We start from the raw sequence: 25,132 nt of genomic DNA, 5'->3' as shown, positions 1-25,132 counted from the left end.
CCAATCCCGCGATTGACAGAAATGAAGCCACGGGCTACATCGTGCGCGTGAAGCCCATCGCCTACACCCGGTCCGCCATCAGGACGCTGGGCCGTATGCCGGCGAATACGGCGCGATTGATCCGGTCGAAGATCGAACAATATGCAAGCGATCCCGCATCGCTGGCGAACAATGTCAAAGCCTTGAAGGGGCGCGACGCCGTCCGCCTTCGCGTCGGCGACTGGCGTGTGATCATGGAAGACGGGGTCGTTGTCGCGGTTCTGGAAATCGGCTCGCGCGGCAGCATCTATGAGTGAAGGACGATGGCGTGAACAAGATGGTGACGATCCCGCAAGACGAATATGACCGCCTTCGCGAAGCGGCGGAGGAGCTAGTCGACCTTCGCGCCTATGATCGGGCGAAGGCGCGTCTTGATGCGGGCGAAGACGAGCTGGTTCCCGCCGAATATGCCGATCGCATCCTTGACGGCGAAAATCCGCTTCGCGTCTGGCGCGATCTGCGCGGATGGACCCAGCAGGGCCTGGCACAGGCGTCGGGCGTCAACCGGGTCCAGATCGCCGATATCGAATCGGGCCGAAAGCGGGGATCGGTGGAAACCATAGCGCGGCTGGCACGCGCGCTGCGCGTCGGAATGGAGGATCTGGTGCGAGGCTGAATTTCAATACGCAAATTTTGCTTCACCCCAGCAAAAAAAGCCTGCTTTGCCATCTTTCGGGCCGACGGCCACACCGGCGGCATGGACAAGCATCCTCTCCCCCAGGGCAAGCTGTGGCTTGTCGGCGCCGGTCCGGGCGATCCGGACCTGCTGACGCTGCGCGCGGCGCGCCTTCTCGAAAGCGCCGACCTGATCGTTCACGACGGGCTGGTCGGTGCGGGCGTGCTCGCGCTGATTCCGCCGCACGTCGAGCGCATCTCGGTCGCCAAGCAACGCAGCCGCCACACGATGAAGCAGGAGGCGATCAACGCGCTGCTGATCCGCGAGACGCGCGCGGGGCGGCGGGTCGTGCGGCTGAAGGGCGGCGATCCCTTCATCTTCGGGCGCGGCGGCGAGGAACTCGACGCGGCACGCGACGCGGGCATCGCCTGCGAGGTCGTTCCCGGCATAACCGCCGCGGCGGGCTGCGCCGCGCAGGCCGGCCTCCCCCTCACCCACCGCGAGGATGCCAGCGCGGTCAGCTTCGTCGCCGGTCAGTGCAAGAATCTGACCGATCAGGACTGGTCGGGTCTCGCGGGTCACGGCCGCACCCTCGTCATCTATATGGGGCTCGCGACCGCCTCGGCGATTGCCGACAAGCTGATCGCAGACGGGGTCTCGCCCGGTCTGCCGGTCGCGGTGATCGAGCGCGGCACCACCGCCGACGCCCGCGTGCTGCGCACCCTGCTCACCGACCTCGGCGATCTCGTCGCGCGCGAGCGGGTCGCCAGCCCCGCGCTGATTATCGTCGGCAAGGTCGCGGCGCGCGCCGACGCGCTCGACTGCCTCGGCGCGCCGGGACTGATTGCTTCATTGAAGGATATGGCATGCGACTCCTGACCGGAAACGATCTGAAGACGGGCGCCGTGATCTGGTGGACTGGCCGCGGCTGGTCGATCCACGTCGAGGACGCCGCCGACGTCGGCGAACATGGCGAGGCGATCCTGTCGGCCGAGGACGGCGCGCGCCGCGTCAACGGCGGCTATCTGATCGACGCGGTGGACACCGCCAAGGGACCGCGCCCCGCGCATATCAAGGACCGCATCCGCGCGCGCGGCCCGACGGTGCGCCCCGACCTGACATTGAAGCCCGCCGATCCGGTGGCCGGCGACTGGGTGATCTGACATGTACAAATACGACCAATATGACCGCGCGATGGTCGATGCGCGCGTCGAGGAATTCCGCGACCAGACCCGCCGCCGCATCGCGGGCGACATGAACGACGACCAGTTCAAGCCGCTGCGGCTCAAGAACGGGCTCTACCTCCAGCTTCACGCCTATATGCTGCGCGTCGCCATTCCCTATGGCACGCTCAATTCGACGCAGCTTCGCAAGCTTGCCGAGATCGCGCGCAAGTATGACCGCGGCTACGGCCATTTCACGACGCGCCAGAATCTCCAGTATCACTGGATCAAACTGGAAGACGCGCCCGACATCCTCGCCGAGCTGGCGACGGTCGAGATGCACGCGATCCAGACCAGCGGCGAGAGCATCCGCAACATCTCCGCCGACCAATATGCGGGCGCCGCCGCCGACGAGATATGCGATCCGCGCCCTTGGGCCGAACTGCTGCGGCAGGCGACGACCTTTCACCCCGAATTCAGCTATCTGCCGCGCAAGTTCAAGATCTGCGTGATCTCGTCGCCGGCCGACCGCGCGGCGCTGCGCTGGCACGACTGCGCGCTGCGCATTGTCCGCAATGAAGCGGGCGAGGAAGGTTTCGAGGTCTATGCCGGCGGCGGCATGGGACGTACCCCCTTCATCGCCTACAAGATCCGCGATTTCTGCCCGGCGTCGCAGATATTCTCCTACCTCCAGGCGATATTGCGCGTGTGGAACCTCCACGCGCGGCGCGACAATATCCACAAGCAGCGGATGAAGATCCTCGTCCACGATCTGGGCGAAGAGGAGTTCCGCCGCCAGGTCGAGGAAGCGTTCCAGCATTTCCTGACGCTCGGCACCGACTTTCCGCAGGCCGAATACGACCGCATCGCCGCCTATTTCGCGCCGCCACCGTTCGAGGCGGGTCTGTCCGCGGCCATCGACCGGTCGGACCCCGATTTCTCGCTGTGGGTCGATCACCAGACCGTGGCGCACAAGGCGGCCGGCTATGCGATCGTCAACGTCAGTCTCAAGCCGATCGGCGGCATCGGCGGCGACGTCACCGCCGAGCAGATGGAGGCGCTTGCCGACCTCGCCGAACGCTACAGCTTCGACGATCTGCGCGTGACCCATGCCCAGAATGTCGTGCTGCCGCATGTCCGCAAACAGGACCTGCATGCGGTGTGGCAGGCGCTGAAGGCGGCGGGGCTCGCCGACGCCAACCTCGACCTCGTCACCGATGTCATCGCCTGCCCCGGCCTCGATTATTGCACCCTCGCCAACGCGCGGTCGATCCCGGTCGCGCAGAAGATCCAACAGCGCTTCGCCGACATGGATCGCCAGCGCGACCTCGGCGAGCTCAAGATCAAGATTTCGGGGTGCATCAACGCCTGCGGGCACCACCATGCGGGGCACATCGGCATCCTCGGCGTCGACCGCAAGGGCACCGAGAACTACCAGCTGCTGCTCGGCGGATCGGGCGCGGAGGACACGACGCAGGCGAAGATCACCGGCCCCGGCTTCGACGAGGACGGCGTCGTCGATGCGGTCGAGCGCGCAATCGAGCGCTACCGCGAACTGCGCACCGGGGACGAACGCTTCCTCGACACCTATCGCCGCGTCGGCCTCGACGCCTTCAAGGAGGCCATTTATGGCTGATGCCCTGCGTTTTCGGAACGACGAACCGGTCGAGGAACCCGCGGTCACGCTCGACGCCTTCCTCGAACAGCCCGACGCCAGCGCGGTGCGGCTCGAAGCGGGCGAGGACCCGCGGCGGCTGATTCCCGAACTCGGGCGGGTGAAGCTGGTCGAACTCGGCATTCCCCGCTTTCGCGACGGCCGCTGCTTCACCGCGGCGCGCATCCTGCGCGAGGCGGGTTATGAGGGCGAGATTCGCGCCGAAGGCGACGTGCTCGTCGACCTCGTCGCCTTCATGCGGCGCTGCGGCATCGACAGCTTCGCCCCGCACAGCCAGCTTAACCGCGCCGACATCGATGCGTCGCTGCGCCGGTACGATCATGTCTATCAGCATGCGGCGGACGGCGCGGTGCCGATCTGGAAACTGAGGCATGGCTGACACCTCTAAACTCCCGTTCGCGTCGAACGAGGTCGAGACGCCCCAAGGCCATGCGCGGCCGATGGGTGTCCCGACCGCGCGCGATGCGAGCGGTGATGCGGGGGATGACAGGAGGCGCGACCGGATCGACGTCGCGCCGCGCTTCACGCAGGCCGACGTCGTCCGCCTGAACAATCTGTTCCGCGGGCAGGACGCCGCGGAGGTGGTCGCGAGCGTGCTCGGCGCGGGCTTGCTCGGCGACACCGCGATCGTTTCGAGCTTCGGCGCCGAAAGCGCGGTGCTGCTCCATCTGGTGACGCGGGCGGCGCCCGATATTCCGGTGCTCTTTTTGGACACCGGCAAGCATTTTCCCGAAACGCTCGCCTATCGCGACACGCTCGCGGCGCGGCTCGGGCTCAACCTCGTCACGCTGACACCCGATCCGGAGGAACTGGCGAAGAAGGACGAGACGGGCCTGCGCTGGTCCTACGACCCCGACGGCTGCTGCGAGATCCGCAAGGTCAGGCCGCTCGAAAAGGCGCTCGCCGACTTCGACGCCTCGATCACCGGCCGCAAGGGTTTCCAGTCCGCGACGCGCACCGGCCTGCCGCGCTTCGAGCTCGATGGCAGCTCGGGCCGCCTCAAGTTCAACCCGCTCGCCAACTGGACACGCGAGGCGCTCGACGCCTGGTTCGAGGCGCACGACCTGCTGCGCCATCCGCTGGAGGCGGAAGGCTATCCGTCGATCGGCTGCTCGCCCTGCACCTCGAAGGTGAAGCCGGGCGAAGACCCGCGCGCCGGCCGCTGGCGCGGCTGGGACAAGACCGAATGCGGCATCCACGAAGCGGTGACGCCGATCGGCGACGATCCGGCGAACGACCCGGCGTTTTGAGGCTCTGTCATTGCGAGGAGCCGAAGGAATCTCCAGCTATCGACCTTGTGCGAGACCGATAGCTGGAGATTGCTTCGCTTCGCTCGCAATGACGACGCTATTGAGCGATCGGCCTACTCGTAATCCGCATAGGCCATGCTGTCGTCGGCGAGGTCGCTGAACTTGGTCGTCTTGGCCTCGAAGTGCAGGCGCACCTTGCCGGTCGAGCCGTGACGCGACTTGGCGACGATCAGTTCGGCCAGGCCGAAGACGCGCTCCATCTCCGCCGCCCATTCCTCGTGCGCGGCGTGGATCTTGATGTCGTCGCCTTCCACCGGGCGCTTCGGCTCGCGTGCCGCGACATAATAATCCTCGCGGAACACGAAGAGCACCATGTCGGCGTCCTGTTCGATCGAGCCCGATTCGCGCAGGTCCGAAAGCTGCGGGCGCTTGTCCTCGCGGCTTTCGACCTGACGGCTGAGCTGCGACAGCGCCATCACCGGCACATTAAGTTCCTTCGCCAACGTCTTGAGACCGCGCGAAATCTCTGAAATCTCCTGCACCCGATTGTCGCCGCTGCGCGACGAGCCCTGCAGAAGCTGGAGATAGTCGACGACGATGAACCCGATACCGTGCCGCCGCTGCAGCCGCCGCGCCCGCGTGCGCAGACCGGCGATCGTCAGGCCCGGCGTATCGTCGATGAACAGCGGCAGCGTCTGGAGCTGCTGCGCGGCGCGCGACAGTTGCTGGAACTGCTCCTTGCTGATCTTGCCCATGCGCAGCGCTTCGCCCGACACGCCCGACTGCTCGGCCAGAACGCGCGTCGCGAGCTGGTCGGCCGACATTTCGAGGCTGAAGAAGGCGACCTTCGCGCCCATGTTCTTTTCGGGCGGAATCCCGTCCTCCTCGTCGCGGCGCCAGCGCTCGGCGGCGTTATAGGCGATGTTCGTCGCCAGCGAGGTCTTGCCCATGCCCGGCCGGCCGGCGAGGATCATCAGGTCCGAATTGTGCATGCCGCCGATCTTGGCGTTGACGCTCGCGATGCCGGTCGTCGTGCCCGACAGGTGACCGCCCGAATTGAGCGCGCGTTCGGCCGCCTGGAGCGCGGTCAGGCTCGCGGCGCTGAAGCTCTTGACCGACCCCAGTTCGGCATCGCCGCCCGCGACCTTGTAGAGCGAGGTCTCGGCCTCTTCGATCTGCGCCTGCGGATCGACGCTCTCGCTGGTGTCGAGCGCATTGTCGACGAGCGTGCGGCCGACTCCGACCAGCTCGCGCAGCAGGGCGAGGTCGTAGATCTGCCGCGCGAAGTCGCGCACGCCGATCAACCCGGCGCCGCTGCCGGTGAGCTGCGCGAGGTAGCCGACGCCGCCGACCGCCTTCATCGCCTCGTCGCCCTCGAAAAAGGGTTTGAGCGTCACGGGCGTCGCGATGCTGTTGCGCTCGACCAGCGCCATCGCCTGCGCGAAGATGCGCCCGTGCAGCGGTTCGAAGAAATGCGCGGGCGAAAGCTGCACCGGCAGATCCTCGACGACTCGGTTGTCGATCAGGATCGCGCCCAGGAACGCGGCCTCGGCCTCGATATTGCGGGGCAATTGGCGGTCGTCCCCGGCGGGAGCCGGGATCGGGAAACGGGCGACTTCGGGCATGGCGACGCATAATGGAACCCCCTGAAACCATATGCAATGGCGTTGATCGTCGCAGCCACGCCTGCCGTGGAGCGTTCTGGGGATAGTTTTGCGGCCTCCCCCTCCCGCAGGCGGGAGGGAGTCCTCGCCGCCCCCTTGCCCTTCGCCGTGCGGCGGGTAGAAGCACCTTCATCATGACCGACGCCGACCCATCGAAGCAGCGCATCATCTCGGTCGAGCTCGACGAGGGCACGATCGTCTGGCGCAATCCCGATGTCGAGCAGGAACGGCGCGTCGCCATCTTCGACCTGATCGAGGACAACAAGTTCGTGCCGCAGCGCGGCCATCCCGACGGCTATGCCGGGCCCTATCGCCTGATGCTGCGGGTCGAGGACGGACGGCTGATCTTCGAGATCAGCCGCGAGGACGGTTCGCCGCTCGAGGCGGTCATCCTCGGCCTCGGCCGCTTCCGCCGCCCGATCCGCGACTATTTCGCGATCTGCGATTCCTATTATCAGGCAATCCGGTCGGCGACCGCGCAGCAGATCGAAACCGTCGACATGGCGCGCCGCGCGCTTCACAATGATGCGGCTGAGATGCTGATGGACCGGCTCGACGGCAAGATCGCGGTCGATTTCGACACCGCGCGCCGCCTGTTCACGCTCATCTGCGTCCTCCACATCAAGGGGTGAGCATGGCGAAGGGGGCGATCCAGCGCAGGAACAAGCCGGCGACGACCGGCTGGCGCGATGCGGCGGCGCGCGGCCTGCGGCGCATCGGCGGGGTGCTGCTGCTGGCCGTGCTCGCCATCGGGGTCGGATTATGGTGGGCGGCGCGCTGGACGCCGCAGCGCGCGCAATATCCGTTGCAGGGGGTAACGCTCGACGCCTCGAACGGCCAGGTCCACTGGGGTTCGGTCAAGGCGGCGGGCGCCGATTTCGCCTATCTGGCGGCGACCGACGGCGACAGCGGCGTCGATCCGCTCTACGCGCGCAACATGGCCGCGGCGCGCGACGCCGGGGTGCGCACCGGTCCGATCCACCATTACAGCCTGTGCCGCCTCGCCACCGACCAGGCGGCCAATTTCATCCGCCACGTCCCGCGGCGCACCGACGCGCTGCCTCCGGTGGTCTGGCTCGATTACGACGACCGCTGCCCCGACCGGCCGACGCGCGCGCTGCTGCTGAGCGAACTCGCGACCTTTCTGGCGCAGATCGAGGCGCATATGGGCAAGCGCAGCCTGATCGCACCCGGCGCCGCGTTCGAGGCCGATTACAAAGTGACGAGCGGCATCGCGCGCACCACCTGGCTGCGCCGCGATTTCTTCGAGCCCGACTATGGCGCCCATCCGTGGGTGATGTGGCAGGCCAACCATTATCTGCGCATCGCCGGCGCCGACGGCACGGTCGGCTGGAACGTCGTGCGCCCCGAAGGAACCACGCCATGACCGACGATCCGACCGATGCCGACCGCGACGCGCTGATCGACGCGGCGCGCGAGGCGGCCGCGCGCGCCTATGCCCCCTATTCGGGCTTTCACGTCGGTGCGGCGCTATTGCTCAAGAATGGCGACGTCGTCACTGGCGCCAATGTCGAGAATGCGAGCTATGGCCTGACGCTGTGCGCCGAAACCGCGGCGATCGCGAAGATCGCCAACGAAGGCTGGATCGGCGAACTCGCCGCGGTCGCGATCGTCGGCGGCCGCCCCGAAGGCGCGGCGCTGGCCGGTGCCGAGGCGGTGCATCCGTGCGGCCGCTGCCGCCAGATATTGAACGAGGCGGCCGAGCAGTCGAAGACCGACATCTGGGTCCATTGCGCATCGGGCGACGGCACGGCGGTGGAAAGCTATCGGCTGAGCGATCTGCTCCCCGCCGCCTTCGGGCCGAAGGATATGGGCCTCGTCCGCGACTGACCGCTTGCGCAAAGGCGCGCGCGCCGACAAGACGGCGGCATGGCCATTCTTTCCGACAAATGGATTCGCGACGCCGCCCGCACGCAGCAGATGATCGAGCCGTTCGTGGAGGCGCAGCGGCGCGACGGCTGCATCAGCTATGGCCTGTCGTCCTACGGCTATGACGCGCGCGTTGCCGACGAGTTCAAGATTTTCACCAATGTCGACAGCGCGGTCGTCGATCCCAAGGATTTCGCGTCGAACAGCTTCGTCGACCGCAAGACCGACGTCTGCATCATCCCGCCGAACAGCTTCGCGCTCGCGCGCACGGTCGAATATTTCCGCATCCCCAGGGACGTGCTCGTCATCTGCCTCGGCAAATCGACCTATGCGCGCTGCGGAATCATCGTCAACGTCACCCCGCTCGAACCCGGCTGGGAGGGTCATGTGACGCTGGAGTTTTCGAACACCACCCCCCTACCCGCGAAAATCTATGCCAACGAGGGCGCGTGCCAGTTCCTGTTCCTGCAGGGCAACGAGCCGTGCGAGACGAGCTACGCCGACCGCGCGGGCAAATATATGGGGCAGAAGGGCGTGACGCTGCCCAAGCTCTGATCCCGCGGAACCGCACCGCCCTCTCGCGCGTCATCTCCCCAAGCGGAAGGGGCGCGTGTCGGAGGATGTTCCATGTCCATGATCGCCGTCTTCATCGGCCGCCTGTTCATCGCGCTGATCTTCGTCGTCTCGGGGATCAACAAGCTGATCCACGTCAACGACACCAGCGCGATGATCTCCGCCGCCGACCTGCCCGGCTGGCTCGCCGTTCCGACCGGGCTGTTCGAACTGATCGCGGGCGTCTGCATCGCACTCGGCATTTATGCGCGAGCCTTCTCGCTGCTGCTGGCGGCGTTCGTGCTGCTCACCATCCTCTTCTTCCACCGCGATTTCACCGATCCCGTGCAGGCGATGGCGGCGATGAAGAATCTGGCGATCGCGGGCGGCCTGCTCTGCCTCTTCGGCTATGGCCACACGCGCTGGAGCTATGATGCGCTGCGCCGCAGGCGCCGCGACGAGATCGAATTGCACGAGGCCGAACTGCGCGCCGCGCGCGCCGAGGGTCAGGCCGAAGCCGTGGGCGCGCCGGTCGTCGTCAAGCGGCCGTGGTGGCGCTTCTGACGCTTCGCGCTTGGCATCGCGGTCCGCCTGCGCTAGCCTTCGCTTGACGTTTACGTAAAGGGAGGGTTTCATGGCATCCCGCGATCTCGACATCATCGTCTATGGCGCGACGGGTTTCACCGGGCGGCTCGTCGCCGAATATCTCGCGCATCATTACAAGGGCCGTGCGGACGCGCCGCGCTGGGCGATGGCCGGGCGCAGCCTCGACAAGCTGGCGGAGGTGCGCGACCTGATCGGCGCCGACGAGGAAACCCCGCTGATCGTCGCCGACGCCGACGATCCCGGCAGCCTCGACGCGATGGCCGCGCGCACGCGCGTGGTGTTGACCACGGTCGGCCCCTACCAGCTTTACGGCAGCGCCCTCGTCGCCGCCTGCGTGCGTGCGGGCACCGCCTATGCCGACCTGTGCGGAGAGCCGGGCTGGATGCGCGAAATGATCGACGCGCACCAGGGCGCGGCCAGGGCGTCGGGCGCGCGCATCACCTTTTCGTGCGGCTTCGATTCGATTCCCTTCGACCTGGGCGTGCTGTTCCTGCAGGCCGAGGCGGTGAAGCGCCACGGCGCCCCCGCGCCGCGCGTCAAGGGCCGGGTGCGCCAGATGAAGGGCGGCGCATCGGGCGGCACGATCGCCAGCCTGACCGAGACGCTGAAAGCCGTCGCGAAGAAGCCGTCGCTGGCGCTGCTGCTCAAATCGAGCTTCGCGCTCACCCCCGGTTTCGAAGGGCCGCACCAGCCGAGCGGGCTGGTTCCCGAACATGATCCGGCGACCGGCACCTGGACCGCGCCCTTCGTGATGGCGCCGATCAACACCAAGAACGTCCACCGCACCAATTTCCTGCTCGGGCACCGCTGGGGCACCGACCTCGTCTATGACGAAATGGTGATGACGGCGATCGGCGACGCCGGAAAGGCGATGGCCGAAGCGATGGCGAAGGCGAATCCGTTCGGCGACGCGAAACTCAAGCCCGGCGAAGGGCCGAGCAGGGAGGACCGCGAGAACGGTTTCTACGACATCCTGTTCATCGGCGAATATCCCGACGGGCGGACGATTCGCGCCTCGGTGCGGGGCGACCGCGACCCCGGCTATGGCTCGACGTCGAAGATGCTCGCCGAAACCGGCATGACGCTGCTGGCGACCGAGGGCGAAGGCGGCATCTGGACGCCGGGCGCGCTGCTGGGGCAGGCGTTGATCGACCGGCTGACCGCCGAGGCCGGGTTGAGCTTCCAGATCGAGGAATGACCCATCTTCCGTTCGTGCTGACCCCGGATCAAGTCCGGGGGAAGCACCGTTCTTCTTTCCCTCGAAGGAAGGGCGGCCCTTCGACAGGCTCGGTGCGAACGGATTCATGACGAAATGACGGATATGACCCTCTCCTCTCTCTCTCCCCTCGACACCCTTCTCTCGACGCTGCGGACCGACGGCGATGTCGCGACCGCGCATATCGACGAAGGCTGGATGCAGGGACGCACCGCCTATGGCGGGATCAGTTCGGCGGTGGCGCTCGCGGGCACGATGGCGCTGCATCCGACCGATGCGCCGCTGCGCTATGCCCAGATCAGTTTCGTCGGGCCGGTCGCCGGCGATTGCACAGTCGAGACACGGGTGCTGCGCCGGTCGAAATCGAGCCTGTTCGTCGATGCGGGCGTGTCGAGCGAGGCGGGTTTCGGCACCGCCGCGGTGTTCGCCTTCTCGCCCGACCGGGAAAGCCACGTCGATCACAATCGCCTGACCATGCCCGACGCCCCGCCGCCCGAGGCGCTGGAACCGGTTCCTCAGCACAAGGTGCGCCCGACCTTCTCGAAGCATTTCGACATGCGCCCGACCACCGGCCCGCGCTTCGGCTGGAAGCAGGAGGTCGGCGAGTATCTGACCTGGGTGCGCTTCGTCGAGGAACCGCGGTGCCACCCCACCGTCGCGCTGCTCGCGCTCGGCGACGCGTTGCCGCCCGCGGCGATGGCGCTGTTCAGCGAATTCGGGCCGATCAGCTCGATGAACTGGACCGTCAACATGCTCACCGCGACGCCCGAGACCGACGACGGCTGGTGGCTTTTGTCGGCCAGGACAGGCTATGCGCGCCGCGGGCTGTCGGTGCAGGACATGATGCTGTGGAACCGCGCCGGCGAGCCGGTGCTGAGCGGTAGCCAGGCGGTTGCGGTGTACGCATGACGATCGCGATCTAACCGCCGATAGCAGGACGTCGCTTCACTCCGGAACCGGCAGCGCGATCACCGCGTCGAGGCCGCCGCCCGCGCGGTTGGCCAGCGTCAGGCGGCCGCCTTCGCTTTCGGCAATCTCGCGCGCGATCGCCAGTCCCAGACCGGCGCCGCCGGTCGCGCGGTTGCGCGATTCCTCGCCGCGCGCGAAGGGCTCCATCAGCGCTTCGATCTGCGTCTCGGCGAGCCCGGGACCGTCGTCGGACACGATCAGGCGCGCCTCGCCGTCCGCGACCTTCACCGACAGGCGTGCGCGCAGGCCATAGGCGACCGCATTGTCGATCAGGTTGCGCAGCGCCCGGCGCAGCAGCATCGGCCGCGCCTGCACCGTCACGGCGGCGACGGCGGCGAGCGAGACGTCCTTGCCCTGCTCGCGATAATCGGCCGCCACGTCGCCGGCCAGCACGTCCAGCCTCACCGCCTCGCGCGCTTCGGTGCCCGAGCCGGCGCGGGCCAGCGCCAATATGTCGGCGAGCATCGCCGTCATTTCCTCGATCGACGCGATCATCTTGTCGCGCAGCCGCGCATCCTCGACCTGCTCGACGCGCACGCGCAGGCTGGCGAGCGGGGTCCGCAGGTCGTGCCCGACCGCGCCGAGCATCCGGTCCTTGTCGGCGAGCATCGCCGCGATCCGCGCGCGATAGGCGTTGAAGGCGCTGATCAGGTCGCGCACGTCCGACGGCCCCGCCTCGACGAGCGGGGTCGTGTCGCGCAGCGCCGGATTGCCGCGCGCGGCGCGCGTCAGGTCGCGCAGCGGCGCGGCGGCGCGCCAGGCGATGAACAGGATCGGCACCAGCAGCAGCAGATAGAGCGAGAGCGTCTGCCACAGCAGGAAACCCTGCAGCCGCTTTCCGTCGGTCGGAATCCGGCTGCGCACCGCATAATAGCGATCCCCCACCTTTGCCGACACGACGACCGTCCGCGAGGAGAAGCCCGTGCGCTGCGCGTGCGGCCGCGGCGGCAGGGCCCAGGCATCGACCCGCTCGGCGCGGACGTCGGCTTCGTCGAGCAGCCCGGCGACATAGGCGGCGAGCGCGGGGGCCGCCTCGGCCTGCGGCGGCGGCCGGGTCGGTTCGTTCGATATGACGAGCCGCTGCACGCGCTCGCGCCGGTTGCGATCGCTGTCGTCGGCTTCGGCCACGCCGCGCCGGTCGCGTTCGACCGCGTCGATGATCCGCGCGACCGCCATGCCGCCGCCGTGAGCCAGGATCTGCTGCCGCTGCCCGCGCGCGAGCATCGCGAAATTGACCGCCTGCGCGATGAACAGCATCGCGGCAACCGCGAAGACAAGCTGCCCGATCAGGCTGCGGGGCCACAGGCGCAGCGTCATGTCGCCGCGTCCAGCCGCTTGACCTCGCACGCCAGCGTATAGCCGCCGCCCCACACGGTCTTGACGATCTGCGGCCGCGCCGGATCGTCCTCGATCTTCTTGCGCAGGCGGCTGACCAGATTGTCGATCGCGCGGTCGAAAATGTCGGCCTCCCGCCCGCGCACGAGGTCGAGCAGCCGGTCGCGGCTCATCACCTGCCGCGGGTGACGCACCAGCGCGTGGAGCAGGTGATATTCGCCCGACGACAACGCCACCTCGCGCCCGTCGCGATCGACCAGCACGCGCTCGACCTCGCGCAGCACCCAGGGGCCGAAGGCATAGCTCGTCCCGCCGGCGTCGAGCGCGCGGCCGTTCGCCTGCGTCCGGCGCAGCACGGTGCGGATGCGCGCGACCAGTTCGCGCGGGTTGAAGGGTTTGACGACATAGTCGTCGGCGCCGATCTCCAGCCCGATGATCCGTTCGGTGTCCTCGGCCCGCGCGGTCAGCAGGATGACGGGAATATGGCTCGTCTCGCGCAGGTGGCGGGTCAGCGACAGCCCGTCCTCGCCGGGCATCATGATGTCGCTCACCACCAGGTCGATGCTCTTGGCGCGCAGCACCGACCGCGCCTCGGCCGCGCTCGCGGCGTCGCTGACGGCAAAACCCTGTCCTTCCAGATACTCGGACAGCGGCTCGCGGATCGACGGCTCGTCGTCGATCAGCAGGATGCGGGGGGTATCGCTGTCGGTCATCGTCGATCTGCCTGAAACATGAGGTTCGCCCACCGGCCGGGGGCCGATGGGCGATACCGTGCTGGCAGCGGACTGCGGCAAAGGCAATGGCGAGACCGCCCGGCCGCCGTCCGCGCGCCGATCAGTTGGTGGCGGGGGCCGGAGCGGCGTTGCGCTTGGCCTGCCACTCGGCGCGCTTCGCCTCGCGCTGCGCCTTGCGTTCCTCGGCCGTCACCTGCCCGTCCTTGTTGGCGTCGAGGCGATCGAAGCGCGCCAGGGCGGCCGTTTCGAACTCGGCGCGGCTGATCGCCTTGTCGCCGTTGGTGTCGGCCTTCATCATCATCCCGCCGCGCATGCCATGGCCGCCACGCTTGCCGTGATGGCCGCGCATCGCGCGCGGGCCTTCGCGAGCCTCGCCGGCAGCGGCGGCGCGCTTTTCCTTCCGTTCGCCGCGCTTCGCCTGACGCTCGGCGGCGCGCTGGTCCCATTCGGCCTTGCTGATGCTGCCGTCCTTGTTCGCGTCGAGCCGTTCGAACATCTTCGCCTGCATCGCGGCGCGCGCCGCGGCGCGGTCGGCGGCATCGAGCTTGCCGTCGCCATTGGCGTCAAGCTTGGCGAACATCCGCGCGGCGTGCGCCTGCGCCTCGGCGCGGGTCAGCACGCCATTGCCATCGGCGTCGCCCATGGTGCGGGGGCCGCCCGCGGGGGCGGCAAGCACCGGACCCGCGATCAGCGCGGCGCCCAGTGTCAGAAAAGCGATCTTCTTTTTCACGTCACCTAACTCCTTGTTCTGGGACCGAGGGGAGAGAAGCCAGTCCCGATGACGGCCTTCTAGGGGTCATTTGTCCCAAGCTATTGCCCGCTCGACGAAAAATTGTCGCAAATTGTCGTAAAACCGGCGGTCCGTTCATGACGGCGCAAGCCGGCGGCCCGGTTGCGGCCCGCCCGCGCGAAGTCTAGCACGCGCGATCGATAAGGAGAAAAGACATGAGGGGTTTCGCACTCGACCGACGGACTTTGCTCGCAGGATTGGGGCTCGCCGGAATGGGGAGCGTCGCGGTCGCCGCGATCGCCCGGCCGGCGTTCGCGGCGGACAGCGCCGACGCGCGGCTCGACGCGCTGCTCGCGGCGCAGTTCGAGGCGGGGCTGCGCGACGACCCGACCCGCGCCACCTCGCTCGGGCTCGACACCGGCGCGCTCGCCGACCTGCGCGCGCGCTTTCCCGACTGGTCGCCCGCCGGGCGCGCCGCGCGCGACCGCCGCATCGACAGCGACCTCGCCGCGGTGCGCGCGATCGACCCCGACACGCTGGGCGACACCGCCCGCGCCGCGCACGACAGCGCCGAGTTCGACCTCACCGCGCGCCAGCGGCTCGCGCGCTTCCCCTATCACAGCGGCGGCTTCGGCCACCGGGCCGGTCCCTATGCCGTGACCCAGCTCGGCGGCTTCTACACCGGCGTCAGCACCTTCCTCGACAGCCAGCACCCGGTCGCGACCAAGGCCGACGCCGATGCCTATATGGCGCGACTCGAAGCGGTCCCGGCGCTTCTCGACGACGACACCGGCATCGTCGCCGCCAACGCGGCGATGAACGTCGTGGCGCCGCGCTTCATCCTCGAACAGGCGCTCCAGCAGCTCGCGCGGCTGCGCGACGGCGACGTCGCGAGCAAGACGCTCGTCGCCTCGATCGCGCGGCGCAGCGCCGCGATCGGTATCGACGGCTATGGCGAGCGCGCCGCCGCGGTTTTCGAAGGGCCGATCCGCGCCGCCCTCTCCCGCCAGATCGACGCGCTCACCGCGCTGCTGCCGCGCGCGGGCGATGCGGCGGGCGTCGGCCGCCTGCCCGATGGCGAGGCCTATTATGCCGCGACGCTTGCGCAGCATACGACGACCAGCCTGGGCGCCGCCGAAATCCATCGCATCGGCCGCGAGCAGCTTGCCGACCTGACCGCGCGCATGGACGAACTGCTCAAGGCGCAGGGTTACGCCAACGGCAGCCTTCGCGAACGGCTCGACGCGCTGGGCAAGGCGGAGGGACAGTTGTTCGCGAACGACGACGCCGGTCGCGCCGAGATGCTCGCCTACCTGAACGGACGCCTGACCGCGGTGCGCGCGCGCCTGCCGCAGGTGTTCAGCCGCATGCCCAGGGCGCCCTACGAGATCCGGCGCGTGCCGCCGGAGATCGAGATCGGCGCCCCCGGCGGGTCGGCGCAGGCGGGCACGCCCGACGGATCGCGCCCCGGCATCTTCTTCATCAACCTGCGCGATACCGGCGAATGGCCGCGCTACACCCTGCCCACCCTCGCCTATCACGAAGGCGCGCCGGGGCATCTGTTCGAGGGTGCGCTCAAATATGAGGATGCGGCGCTGCCGCTCTATCGCCAGACGGCGTCGGTGACGGCGTTCGGCGAAGGCTGGGGCCTGTATGCCGAACAGGTCGCCGACGAACTCGGCATGTACGACGACGATCCGCTGGGCAAGATCGGCTACCTCGCCTCCTATGCCTTCCGCGCGTCGCGCCTCGTCGTCGACACCGGGCTGCACGCGATGGGATGGAGCCGCGAACAGGCGATCGACTTCATGGTGCAGAATTCGTCGGAGGCCCCCAGCGCGGCGCGGACCGAGATCGACCGCTATATCGTCTATCCGGGCCAGGCCTGTTCGTACAAGATCGGCCAGACGGCGATCAGCCGGCTGCGCGACGAGGTGTCGGGGCGGCCGGGCTATGACATCAAGCGCTTCCACGACGTCGTGCTCGGTGCGGGTCGCATCCCGCTCGCGGTGCTCGAGAACCGGGTGCGCGCCGCCTTTCCGGCCTGAACCAAAAAGTAAGCCCCGTCGCATCTCTGCGGCGGGGCTTCCCTAGGTTGCGTCCGAAGACGCGAACCAAATCTACTCTTTCTTTCGATCAAGTAGGCCATGGAAACGCCCGGCGAAGCGGGAAGGTTCCATGGACGTTAAAAAAATCGGCGGTCAGGTGACTTTCCGGGCCGCTGCGGCGCCCAGGATCAGGAACAGAACCACCAGCGCCAGCCCGATGAAGAACAATATTTTCGCGATGCCGGCCGCCGCGCCAGCGATGCCGCCGAAGCCGAGCACCGCGGCAACCAGGGCGATCACGGCGAAAATAAGGGCCCATTTGAACATCCGATACCTCCTCCAAGCCGGCGCGCAAATCGGCCTTGGGAAACGCGCGTCAACGCAGTTTTCCAAGGACGGACGGCCCTTGGCCGCGCCGCAATCTGCTGAATAGCAAGGGCCCTGATCAAACGACCGCACCGGCCGAAAGTTCCGGGGCGTGGCCGGCACGGGATGGAGGCGCGACCCCTTGTCCGGCGTTACGCCGCCTGTTCCCGGTCTACCGCCGCCTGAACGCGCTTGTAGAAGGCCTCGCGCTCCGCGACGAGGCCGTCGGGATCGGTGGCGACCGGCCAGTTGCCGTTCGACGCGATGACCAGCCGCCGCGCGGCGTCGACGAATATGCCCTGCCCGTATATGCCCTGCGCCGAATAGCTGCCGTCGTCGTTCGTCCACCATTGATAGCCGTAGCCGCGGCCGGGAATGTCGACATCATACGCCTTCGTCGTCGCCTGCGCGATCCAGTCATCGGGCAGGACCTGCTGTCCGCCCGCCACGCCGCCGCTCATCATGAACAGCCCGAAGCGCGCAAAATCCCGTAACCTCGCGGAAATGCAGCAGCCCGCGATCTCGTGCCCGGTGGCGCCGAGCATCCATACCGCATCGTCCTCCATGCCGAACGGCTTCCAGATCTTCTCGGAAAGATAGTCGGACAGCCGCTTGCCGGTCGCCGCAGAAACGAGGACGCCGATCAGGTTCGTCTCGCCCGTCTTGTACACCCATGTCGTGCCGGGCGCCGCCTCGCGTGGCAGCGCCTTCATGTAGCTGACGGAGACATCCTCGCCCGGCACCGGTTTCTGGCTGTTGAACCGCGATACGTCGGACGCGGGGTCCTCATAATCCTCGTTCCATTTCACGCCGGAGGACATGGTGAGCAACTGGCGCACCGTCACCTCTTCGAGGGCCGAGCCCAGCAGCGCCGGAAGATAGGTCGACACCCTGTCGTCGAGGCTTCCGATATATCCGTCCTGCAGCGCCGCCCCGACCAGCGTGGACGTGATGCTCTTGGCGACCGAAAAACTCGTCCAGCGGCCGGTCGCGGTATAGCCGAGCGCATAGCGTTCGAACCGGATCGCGCCATCCTGGACGATGATCAACCCGGCGTTGCGCTGTTTCGCCATATGCGCGCCGATATCGAACCCCAGGTCGATGATCCGCCCCTGCGGGACCGGGTGCATCCGGTTTCCGGCGCGAATCGTGGCGACCTTGATGCCCGGAAGTTCCTCGACCGCGCGAAAGGCCGCATCGCGATGGTCCTGGCTGGCTAACAACATGGCTTATCCTCGATCGATGGATGGACGGGCAAAACGCCCCGCGCGGTTGCGGCGCGGAACGCGGAGCATCGCTTGCGGCAGCCCCGATCGCGAGGCCGCCGAAGCCGTGCCTAAGGTCTGTGGGGATTCAGAGTCTATCGCCGCGATATTGTATAAAGCCGTGTTCCCCCGCGAAGGCGGGGGTCCATCTTCGGCCGGTTCCATCTCGAAACCACCGCAGATGGGTCCCCGCCTTCGCGGGGACACACGATAAAGGACAGTTGCAAGATGAATCCCCACACGCCTTAAAGGGTGATGTCGGCCAACTGGTCGTGCATCTCTGCAAGAACGCGCAGCAGCGGCTTCGGCGCCTTGCCCATGTCGCCCTGCATCGAAACCCGACCGGCCTTCGCCATCGCCATGGCATGCACCGCCTGCGCCGCATTCTCCTCGGGCGTGGCGCGGCGCCGGTTCAGTCGCGCCGCCGGCAGCATGGCGTCATGGTCGCCCCGGACGACGACATCGGCGTCGATCTCCGTATCGAAGAATTCGACGCTCTCGCCCGTGATCCGCGCGGCGAGCACCACGGTCCCGCCGTCCGGCGGAACCGCCGTCACCACCTCGCACATGCGGAAATCCGCGTCGGGAAAATCGTGCCGATGCCGGTCGACCAGCGCGGTCAGGATCGCGCGCATTGCATCGCACCAGCCGGGCGACGCATAGGCGTGGCGCGCGGCGGTCATGGGACGCGATCCGGCCGGACGAGCGGCGCAGGTGCGGCGGCTTCGGCGCAGGCCGATGCGTGACGACGATAGGAAATGGAACCCTCCCGCAATAATATAGTGCAATCATAGCACTATATTATTGCGGGATCAACTGGCCCCCATAGAGATCGAGTACCGACGCCTCGCCCAGTTCGCCGAGCACGATGTCCTTGAGCTGCTGCATATGCTGCCGCCACACCGCGGCCGCGGCCTCGGCGTTGCGGGACTCGATCATGTCGGTCAGCAACGTGTGGTTCGCCAGCGCCACCTTGTTGAGCTCGAGCTGGTCCTCGCGCGCGCGGGCGATGAAATGCGTCACGTGACGGCGGAATATGTCGTCGAGCATTCCCGTCATCAGCGCCAGCACGACATTGCCCGCGCGCTGCATCAATATGCGGTGGAATTCGGCGGTCGCGAGCGCGAATACGTTGAAATTCTCCAGATTGTCGCGTTCCTTGGCCAGATGGTCGCGGAGCGCCTTCAGGTCATCGTCGGTGCGCGTCGTCGCCAGCGCGCGCATCAGCGGCGGCTCGATGATCAGGCGCGCCTCCAGCACCTCCTTGAGCGAGGCGCCGCGAATTTGCAGCAGGGTGCCGATCGACTTGGCCGCGATCTCGTCCTTGGGCAGCTTGATCCGCGCCCCGCCACCGGCGCCGCGCTTCACCTCGATCAGCGATTCGGCTTCCAACACGCGGAACGCCTCGCGCAACGAAGAACGCGAAACACTGAACTCAAGCATCATTTCCGCTTCTGCAGGCAGTGCGTCGCCGGCCTTGAGCTCGCCCAGAACAATACGGCGCCGCAGTTTCTCGGCAATGATCTCGGCCGCCTTGGGAACATGGATCGGCTGGGATTTGGCGACGGGTTCGCGCTCGCGGCGCGGCGTCTTCGTTCTGGTTGCCAAAGGCTTATTCCCTCGTAGAGTCCGGATAAGGTGCGATGATAGTCCTATAAAATGGGGAATCCCTCGTTTCAATGCCCCGTCGACGGTCGAAAAGGCCGAAAGAGGCGCGGAAACATAATTGGTGCACTCTTTTTATTGCGCAGTCCGCGGCTTTCGCACATGGTCGTGAAAACAACAACGACATGCGGGAGAGGATGTGACCACAGACGCATCGACGGCCACCCCTGGCCGTGAGCAATCGGCGGAGCGGCGCAACGCCCTGCACGGCTGGCGGACCATGGCCTTCGCGAGCCCGTCCTTCGCGCTGACGGCCATGCTGCTGCCGGTGCTGATGTATCTGCCCGATTATTATGCCCGCGACCTCGGCGTCGATCTGGCGGTCGTCGCCTTCGTGCTGACGACGGTGCGGATAGCCGACATCGCCTTCGACCCTGTGCTGGGGCTGATGATGGACCGCAGCCATCCCCGCACGGGGCGCTACCGGACATGGTTCCTCTGCGGTATCCCGCTGGCGGCGATCGCGATCTACATGCTCTATAACGCCCCCGTCGGCGTGTCGGGCGCCTATCTCTTCCTGTGGCTGGCCGCCGCCAACGTCGGGCAGTCGGTCAGCTATCTGGCGCATATCTCGTGGGCGGCCTCGGCGGCGCGCTCCTACGATCACCGGTCCAACATCTTCGGCTGGCTGATGGTCTTTTCAGTGCTCGGCATGTTCCTGATCATGGCGCTGCCCCCCGTGCTGAGCCTCACCCTCGGCTGGGAGCGGCCGCACGCCGTGCAATCGATGGGCTGGCTGATGATCGCCTCGCTGCCGCTGACCGCGCTGCTGGCGATCGCCGCGGTCGGCGAGCCGCCCCGCCGGCCGACGCTGGTACGCCCCTCGCGCCAGGAACTGCTCGCGTTGCTGCGCCGGGGGCTCGTGGTCCGGCTGATCGCCGCGGACATCGTCTGGGGCATCGGGCCGTCGGTCGCGGCGGCGTTGCTCTTCGCCTTTTTCGACAGCCTCAAGCTGATCGAGCGCGACCTCGCCGGGCTGGCGCTGCTCGCCTATTTCGTCGGCGGCATGCTGGGCGCACCGATCTGGGTCCGGATCGCGAAGCGCACGGGCAAGCATCGCGCGCTACTGTGGTCGGGGCTGACCTATGCCGTCGTCCAGTCGGCGATCCTGCTCGTCCCGGCGGGCAATGTGCCGCTCGCCCTCGCCGGAATGGCGATCGCCGGCCTGCCCAGCAATGCGGGGCCCATCCTCATCCGGTCGATGATGGCCGACGTCGCCGACGAAGTCCGGCTCGCAACGGGAGTCGATCGCCTGTCGCTGCTGCTGTCGCTGCTGTCGTCGATCGGAAAGATCGGGCCAGCGGTCATGACCGGGCTCGCCCTCTATGCCCTCAGCCTTGCGGATTTCGACATCGCGCTCGGCGCCCGCAACAGCACGGAGAGCCTGTGGCTGCTCGGCTTCCTCTATGCGATCGTTCCCGCCGCAACCGGCCTGCTGACCGCATGGGTTATCCGCGGTTACCGGCTCGACGCCACGACCCACGCCGATATCTGCCGCCAACTCGACGAACGCGACCGGACGGCGGAGCGCGAAGCGGAAACGCCCGAGCCGGCACAGAAAAAAACTTCGCTTGCATCAATTTAGTGTATTGAGTGCACTAATTAATAGCTTTATCGTCGACATGTTGCACCGAATCCCGCTGCGAGACGGCGACACGGCGCGACGAGGCAAACACAACATGTCTCTGGGGAGAGGCCTAAATGTCAGATAATTTCCGGCGCCTGCGCGCCCTGCTGTTCGTCTCCGCGACCTTCGCCGTTCCGCTTTCCGCCGCTCAGGCGCAGGACGCCGCCTTGCCAGCCGACATGGCAGCGACCGGGGGCGGAGCGAGCGACATCGTCGTCACGGCCCAGAAGCGAGTGCAGAATGTGAAGGACGTTCCGATCGCGGTGACCGTCATCGGCGGCAACCGGATCGAGGAAGAGCAGATCACCAGCTTCCACGACATCGAGCGCATCGCGCCGAGCTTCAAGTCGCTGCAGCTCGGCGATGCCCGCGCATCGACCATGAACATGCGCGGCGTCAGTTCGGTCCAGGGCAATCCCGGCCGCCAGTCGTCGCTCGGCGTCTTCATCGACGGGGTTTTCATGGCGCGAACCGGCATGGCGTCCTCGCAGGATTTCCTCGATATCGAGCGCATCGAGGTGCTGCGCGGTCCACAGGGCACGCTGTTCGGCATGAACACCGCCGGCGGCCTGATCCACATCATCACGCGCAAGCCGAACCTGTCCGAATTGTCGGGCCGGGCCGAAGTTGTCATCGGCGAATATGATACGCTGGAAGCGCGCGGCTATGCGACCGCGCCGCTGATCGAGAACAAGCTGGGCCTGAGCGTCTCGGCCGCGAAGAGCACGCGCGGCGGCCTTCTTTACAATTCGGTGCTCGACCGCCGGGTCGATACCGAGAACAAGTTCAACGTTCGCGGCAAGCTCTATTATGCCGACGACGGTATCGACGTCCTGCTGTCGGCCGACTACCACAAGGAAACGTCGATCTGCTGCAGCGCCGTCTTCACCCGGGTGACGGGCACGCCGGCGACCGGCCTGGGCGCCTATCCCGTCACCGTGCCCCCCGGCTCGCCATACAGCCGGATCACGATCCAGGACGGGCTCAGCACGAATCCCAACGAAGGCGGCGGCGTCAGCGCCGAAATCAACGTCGCCGTCGGCGATCACACGCTGACGTCGCTCACCGCATGGCGCCAGTGGACCGTTCGCTCGATCAACGATCCCGATTCGGTGAACTGGAATTTCCTCAACGATTTCCTGATCTATCAGAAGCACAGCCAGTTCAGCCAGGAATTGCGGCTCGCTTCGCCCGCAGACCAGCCGCTGACCTATCTCGCCGGCCTGTTCTTCTATGACCGGCGATCGCGTGACTACGAGGATCTGCACATCGGCAAAAATCCGCTGCCGCCCGTGCTGCTCACCGGACAGGCGGCGATCACCGATTCGCGGGTCAAAGACCGCACCTACGCCATCTTCGGCCAGGCGGAATACAAGCTCACCGACAAGCTGACCGCCGCGCTCGGCGCCCGCTACACATGGGAACCGCAGAAGTTCAGCTTCGACCAGCAGTCCCAGATCTATATCTATCCCAATTTCGGGCAGATCTATCGCAGCCGCACGGACAAGGCGCTCACCTGGAAGGCCGACCTGCGCTATGCCTGGACGCCCGAGGTGACGACCTATGTCAGCGTCGCGCGCGGCTTCAAGCCCGGCGGCATGACCATGACGCGCGTTTCCAGCCTGTCGGGCCTGATGTTCGAGGAAGAGACCAATATCAATTACGAGATCGGTCTGAAGGGCATTTTCTTCGACCGCACCCTTACCCTGAACACCGCCGCTTTCTACACCGAATATAATGACTTCCAGACGACGGCGTTCGACGGCACGCGCTACATCACCGCCAATGCCGAGCAGTTCACGACCCAGGGCATCGAAGTCGAAGGCCAGTGGGCGCCGTCACGGCACGTCTCGCTGTTCTTCGGGGGCAGCTATGTCGACGCGCATTACACCGATTTCACCAACGGCCAGTGCACCGGCGTCGCCGGCGCGTGCGACCTGTCGGGCCAGCGCCTGAACGGATCGGCGAAGTGGAATCTCAATATCGGGGGCAGTTTCTCCGCGCCGATCACCACCGGTCTCGATGGCTATCTCCGACTCGACTACGCATGGAAGAGCGATTCCTACGTCGCGCAGGACCTCGACCCGAATTCGCGCATCGCGCCCTATGGCGTCGCGAACGCACGTGTCGGGATCGAAACCGGCGACGGCTTCAGTGTCGAAGTCTTTGCCAAGAATCTGTTCGACAAGAAATATCTGCTCTTCACCTACGGCCTGCCCTTCGGCGCCGGCGGTCATGTCGGCTACGTCGGCGCGCCGCGCCTGATCGGCGTTCGTCTTTCGAAGGCCTTCTAGATGAGGGTCGCCCCAAAGGACGGACCGGGCGCCGGAGCCGACCGTTTCGGGACTTGCCGCTTTTTGAATTAGTGCTATGATTCAACTATAAATATATCATTGGGATAGCCTTGCCCTGCGCAAGCCAGAGGAGATGCACATGCCTTATGTTGAAAACCAGATCGTCCATGACGCCGATGCCCATATCGTCGAAATGCCCGACTGCCTCGATCCCTATTTCGATCCCGGCATGCTCGAAGTGTATCACGAGGCGCGCAATCAGGAACGCGAGTTCCGCGCGCGCATGGCCCCGCTGATCGAGATGGGGGCGTTCGACAAATGGGCGGCGAAACATGACGATCCCGAATTCCGCGCCGGCGCGGACGAGAATGTCCACAGGCGCAAAATGTATGAAGCGCTCGGCGCCTTCCGGGCCGATGACCGCCCCCATGTGCTCGATCTTCAGGGCTATGCCAGCCAGCTGATCTTCACCTCGCTGTGCCTGCGCAACTTCGACTTCGACAAGGGTCCGAACATGGACCTCGCCTATGCCTCGGCGCGGGCGCACAACCGGATGATGGTCGATTACTGCTCGGTCGACCGGCGACTGCTGCCGACGGCCTATATCCCGATCGCCGACATGAAGCGCACCGTGACGGAGGCTCGCTATGCGATCGAGCTGGGGGCCAAGGCACTGATGATCCCGGCCCACCCGCCGGCAACGCATTCGCACGCCCATATCGACCTCGAACCGCTGTGGGCGATGGCACAGGAAGCCGGTCTGCCGATCGTCTTCCATATCGCCGGGACCGAACTGCCGCAGGGGTACAAGTTCACGGGCCGCGCCAATGTGAACGACACGGTGAGCGGCGGCGACGGCGATCACAATTCGCTGGGCCTGATCGCTATCCCGCATCCTATCCTGCTCACGCTTTCGGCGCTCATGTTCGATGGCGTGATGTGCAAATTCCCGAAGCTGAAGTTCGGGGTCATCGAACTCGGCGCGTCGTGGCTGCCCAGCCTGATGAAACTGCTCGATTCGAGTGTCCTGGCCTTTTCGCGGCACGAGGAGCGGCTGCGCCAGCTGTCCGCGACGCCCAGCGAGATCATCCGCCGCCAGGTGCGCGTCACGCCCTACCCCACCGACGACACGGGCTGGATCATCGCCAATTCGGGACCGGAAATCTGCATGTATTCGTCGGATTACCCGCATCCGGAGGGCGGCACCGATCCGATGAAGCGGTTCCGCGCCTCGATGGAGGCCGCCAACCTGCCGCAGGCGACGTTCGACGCGTTCCTGCGCGAAAATTACATCGACATGATGGGCGAAGCGCTCGCGCCGGACCTGCGCTATCCCAAGCATCTGGTTGCCGCCTGATTTCCTTGCTTGGCGGGGCCGCCTCGGGCCGGCGTTTCCGGCGCCGGCCCATTTTTCCGGGGCAGACCCAT

The 25,132-nt window shown here is 66.7% G+C and carries 26 protein-coding genes; 18 read left to right on the top strand and 8 right to left on the bottom strand.

The features are described 5' to 3' along the window. Positions 1–41 precede the first annotated feature (41 nt). From C3E99_RS06410 to C3E99_RS06380, 7 genes are all read left to right on the top strand, one after another. Positions 42–296 (top strand): type II toxin-antitoxin system RelE family toxin, encoded by a 255-nt coding sequence (locus C3E99_RS06410; RefSeq protein ID WP_234002626.1) that lies wholly within the window; start codon positions 42–44, stop codon positions 294–296. Positions 297–316: 20 nt separating this feature from the next. Next, entirely contained in the window at positions 317–655 is a 339-nt protein-coding gene (locus C3E99_RS06405) for a helix-turn-helix transcriptional regulator (RefSeq protein ID WP_076077898.1), read from the top strand. 81 nt (positions 656–736) lie between these two features. Beyond that, a complete protein-coding gene (gene cobA / locus C3E99_RS06400; RefSeq protein ID WP_067184056.1) occupies positions 737–1,534 on the top strand; it encodes a uroporphyrinogen-III C-methyltransferase in 798 nt (265 codons plus the stop codon). After that, the gene (locus C3E99_RS06395) at positions 1,522–1,818 is read left to right on the top strand and encodes a DUF2849 domain-containing protein (protein ID WP_067110003.1); all 297 of its coding nucleotides are present in this window, start codon (positions 1,522–1,524) and stop codon (positions 1,816–1,818) included. Before cobA ends, C3E99_RS06395 begins: the two co-directional genes overlap by 13 nt. Before the next feature lies 1 nt (position 1,819). Beyond that, positions 1,820–3,454, top strand: a complete 1,635-nt coding sequence (locus C3E99_RS06390) for a nitrite/sulfite reductase (RefSeq protein WP_067184059.1) — start codon at positions 1,820–1,822, stop codon at positions 3,452–3,454. Continuing rightward, on the top strand, positions 3,447–3,872 hold the full coding sequence (locus C3E99_RS06385; RefSeq protein WP_067184061.1) for a DUF934 domain-containing protein: 426 nt from the start codon (positions 3,447–3,449) through the stop codon (positions 3,870–3,872). Before C3E99_RS06390 ends, C3E99_RS06385 begins: the two co-directional genes overlap by 8 nt. A gap of 61 nt (positions 3,873–3,933) precedes the next feature. After that, on the top strand, positions 3,934–4,743 hold the full coding sequence (locus C3E99_RS06380; protein WP_067184063.1) for a phosphoadenylyl-sulfate reductase: 810 nt from the start codon (positions 3,934–3,936) through the stop codon (positions 4,741–4,743). A 113-nt stretch (positions 4,744–4,856) separates the two neighbouring features. Here C3E99_RS06380 and C3E99_RS06375 read toward each other — a convergent pair whose 3' ends face one another. Continuing rightward, a complete protein-coding gene (locus C3E99_RS06375) occupies positions 4,857–6,368 on the bottom strand; it encodes a replicative DNA helicase (RefSeq protein ID WP_067184065.1) in 1,512 nt (503 codons plus the stop codon). Between the two features lie 173 nt (positions 6,369–6,541). On the opposite strand from C3E99_RS06375, the gene C3E99_RS06370 reads away from it, so the two are divergent. The 7 genes from C3E99_RS06370 (at position 6,542) to C3E99_RS06340 (ending at position 11,580) form a co-directional block, all read left to right on the top strand. Then, a complete protein-coding gene (locus C3E99_RS06370) occupies positions 6,542–7,039 on the top strand; it encodes a UPF0262 family protein (protein WP_067109990.1) in 498 nt (165 codons plus the stop codon). A 2-nt stretch (positions 7,040–7,041) separates the two neighbouring features. Then, positions 7,042–7,794, top strand: a complete 753-nt coding sequence (locus C3E99_RS06365) for a glycoside hydrolase family 25 protein (RefSeq protein WP_067184067.1) — start codon at positions 7,042–7,044, stop codon at positions 7,792–7,794. Then, entirely contained in the window at positions 7,791–8,258 is a 468-nt protein-coding gene (locus tag C3E99_RS06360) for a cytidine deaminase (RefSeq protein ID WP_067109982.1), read from the top strand. The genes C3E99_RS06365 and C3E99_RS06360 overlap by 4 nt, the downstream gene beginning before the upstream one ends. A gap of 39 nt (positions 8,259–8,297) precedes the next feature. Continuing rightward, complete coding sequence (gene dcd / locus C3E99_RS06355; RefSeq protein ID WP_067109979.1) at positions 8,298–8,852, top strand: dCTP deaminase; 555 nt, start codon at positions 8,298–8,300, stop codon at positions 8,850–8,852. 72 nt (positions 8,853–8,924) lie between these two features. Next, positions 8,925–9,413, top strand: a complete 489-nt coding sequence (locus tag C3E99_RS06350; protein WP_082737232.1) for a DoxX family protein — start codon at positions 8,925–8,927, stop codon at positions 9,411–9,413. Positions 9,414–9,483: 70 nt separating this feature from the next. After that, the gene (locus tag C3E99_RS06345) at positions 9,484–10,653 is read left to right on the top strand and encodes a saccharopine dehydrogenase family protein (protein WP_076075687.1); all 1,170 of its coding nucleotides are present in this window, start codon (positions 9,484–9,486) and stop codon (positions 10,651–10,653) included. 114 nt (positions 10,654–10,767) lie between these two features. Then, positions 10,768–11,580 carry an acyl-CoA thioesterase gene (locus C3E99_RS06340; RefSeq protein WP_234002625.1) on the top strand — a complete coding sequence of 271 codons (813 nt, stop codon included), beginning with the start codon at positions 10,768–10,770 and terminating at the stop codon, positions 11,578–11,580. Between the two features lie 36 nt (positions 11,581–11,616). On the opposite strand, the gene C3E99_RS06335 is transcribed toward C3E99_RS06340, so the two are convergent. The 3 genes from C3E99_RS06335 to C3E99_RS06325 all read right to left on the bottom strand — a co-directional run bounded on the left by C3E99_RS06335 (position 11,617) and on the right by C3E99_RS06325 (position 14,439). After that, positions 11,617–12,957 (bottom strand): sensor histidine kinase, encoded by a 1,341-nt coding sequence (locus C3E99_RS06335; RefSeq protein ID WP_067184077.1) that lies wholly within the window; start codon positions 12,955–12,957, stop codon positions 11,617–11,619. After that, positions 12,954–13,688, bottom strand: coding sequence for a response regulator (locus C3E99_RS06330; RefSeq protein WP_067184080.1), 735 nt, complete (start codon positions 13,686–13,688; stop codon positions 12,954–12,956). Before C3E99_RS06330 ends, C3E99_RS06335 begins: the two co-directional genes overlap by 4 nt. 121 nt (positions 13,689–13,809) lie before the next feature. Next, positions 13,810–14,439, bottom strand: coding sequence for an EF-hand domain-containing protein (locus C3E99_RS06325; protein WP_067184083.1), 630 nt, complete (start codon positions 14,437–14,439; stop codon positions 13,810–13,812). Between the two features lie 215 nt (positions 14,440–14,654). On the opposite strand from C3E99_RS06325, the gene C3E99_RS06320 reads away from it, so the two are divergent. Next, positions 14,655–16,487: a DUF885 domain-containing protein gene (locus C3E99_RS06320; protein ID WP_076075690.1), complete on the top strand. Its 1,833-nt coding sequence runs from the start codon at positions 14,655–14,657 to the stop codon at positions 16,485–16,487. A gap of 153 nt (positions 16,488–16,640) precedes the next feature. Here C3E99_RS06320 and C3E99_RS06315 read toward each other — a convergent pair whose 3' ends face one another. The 4 genes from C3E99_RS06315 to C3E99_RS06300 all read right to left on the bottom strand — a co-directional run bounded on the left by C3E99_RS06315 (position 16,641) and on the right by C3E99_RS06300 (position 19,726). Then, the gene (locus C3E99_RS06315; RefSeq protein WP_076075692.1) at positions 16,641–16,814 is read right to left on the bottom strand and encodes a DUF1328 domain-containing protein; all 174 of its coding nucleotides are present in this window, start codon (positions 16,812–16,814) and stop codon (positions 16,641–16,643) included. 191 nt (positions 16,815–17,005) lie between these two features. Beyond that, positions 17,006–18,079, bottom strand: coding sequence for a serine hydrolase domain-containing protein (locus tag C3E99_RS06310; protein ID WP_082737233.1), 1,074 nt, complete (start codon positions 18,077–18,079; stop codon positions 17,006–17,008). A gap of 284 nt (positions 18,080–18,363) precedes the next feature. Continuing rightward, positions 18,364–18,801, bottom strand: coding sequence for a hypothetical protein (locus tag C3E99_RS06305; RefSeq protein WP_067184088.1), 438 nt, complete (start codon positions 18,799–18,801; stop codon positions 18,364–18,366). 118 nt (positions 18,802–18,919) lie between these two features. Next, positions 18,920–19,726 carry a FadR/GntR family transcriptional regulator gene (locus tag C3E99_RS06300; protein ID WP_067105470.1) on the bottom strand — a complete coding sequence of 269 codons (807 nt, stop codon included), beginning with the start codon at positions 19,724–19,726 and terminating at the stop codon, positions 18,920–18,922. Between the two features lie 196 nt (positions 19,727–19,922). Between C3E99_RS06300 and C3E99_RS06295 the strand changes: the two genes are divergently transcribed. From C3E99_RS06295 to C3E99_RS06285, 3 genes are all read left to right on the top strand, one after another. Then, on the top strand, positions 19,923–21,368 hold the full coding sequence (locus tag C3E99_RS06295) for an MFS transporter (protein ID WP_076075695.1): 1,446 nt from the start codon (positions 19,923–19,925) through the stop codon (positions 21,366–21,368). A gap of 116 nt (positions 21,369–21,484) precedes the next feature. Then, on the top strand, positions 21,485–23,704 hold the full coding sequence (locus C3E99_RS06290) for a TonB-dependent receptor (RefSeq protein WP_067184094.1): 2,220 nt from the start codon (positions 21,485–21,487) through the stop codon (positions 23,702–23,704). A 139-nt stretch (positions 23,705–23,843) separates the two neighbouring features. Further along, a complete protein-coding gene (locus tag C3E99_RS06285) occupies positions 23,844–25,061 on the top strand; it encodes an amidohydrolase family protein (protein WP_067184097.1) in 1,218 nt (405 codons plus the stop codon). Positions 25,062–25,132 lie beyond the last annotated feature (71 nt).

Origin of the sequence: Sphingopyxis sp. MG (assembly GCF_002953155.1) — a bacterium.
GTDB classification, from domain to species: domain Bacteria; phylum Pseudomonadota; class Alphaproteobacteria; order Sphingomonadales; family Sphingomonadaceae; genus Sphingopyxis; species Sphingopyxis granuli.
This window is presented reverse-complemented; position numbering and strand designations above follow the sequence as displayed.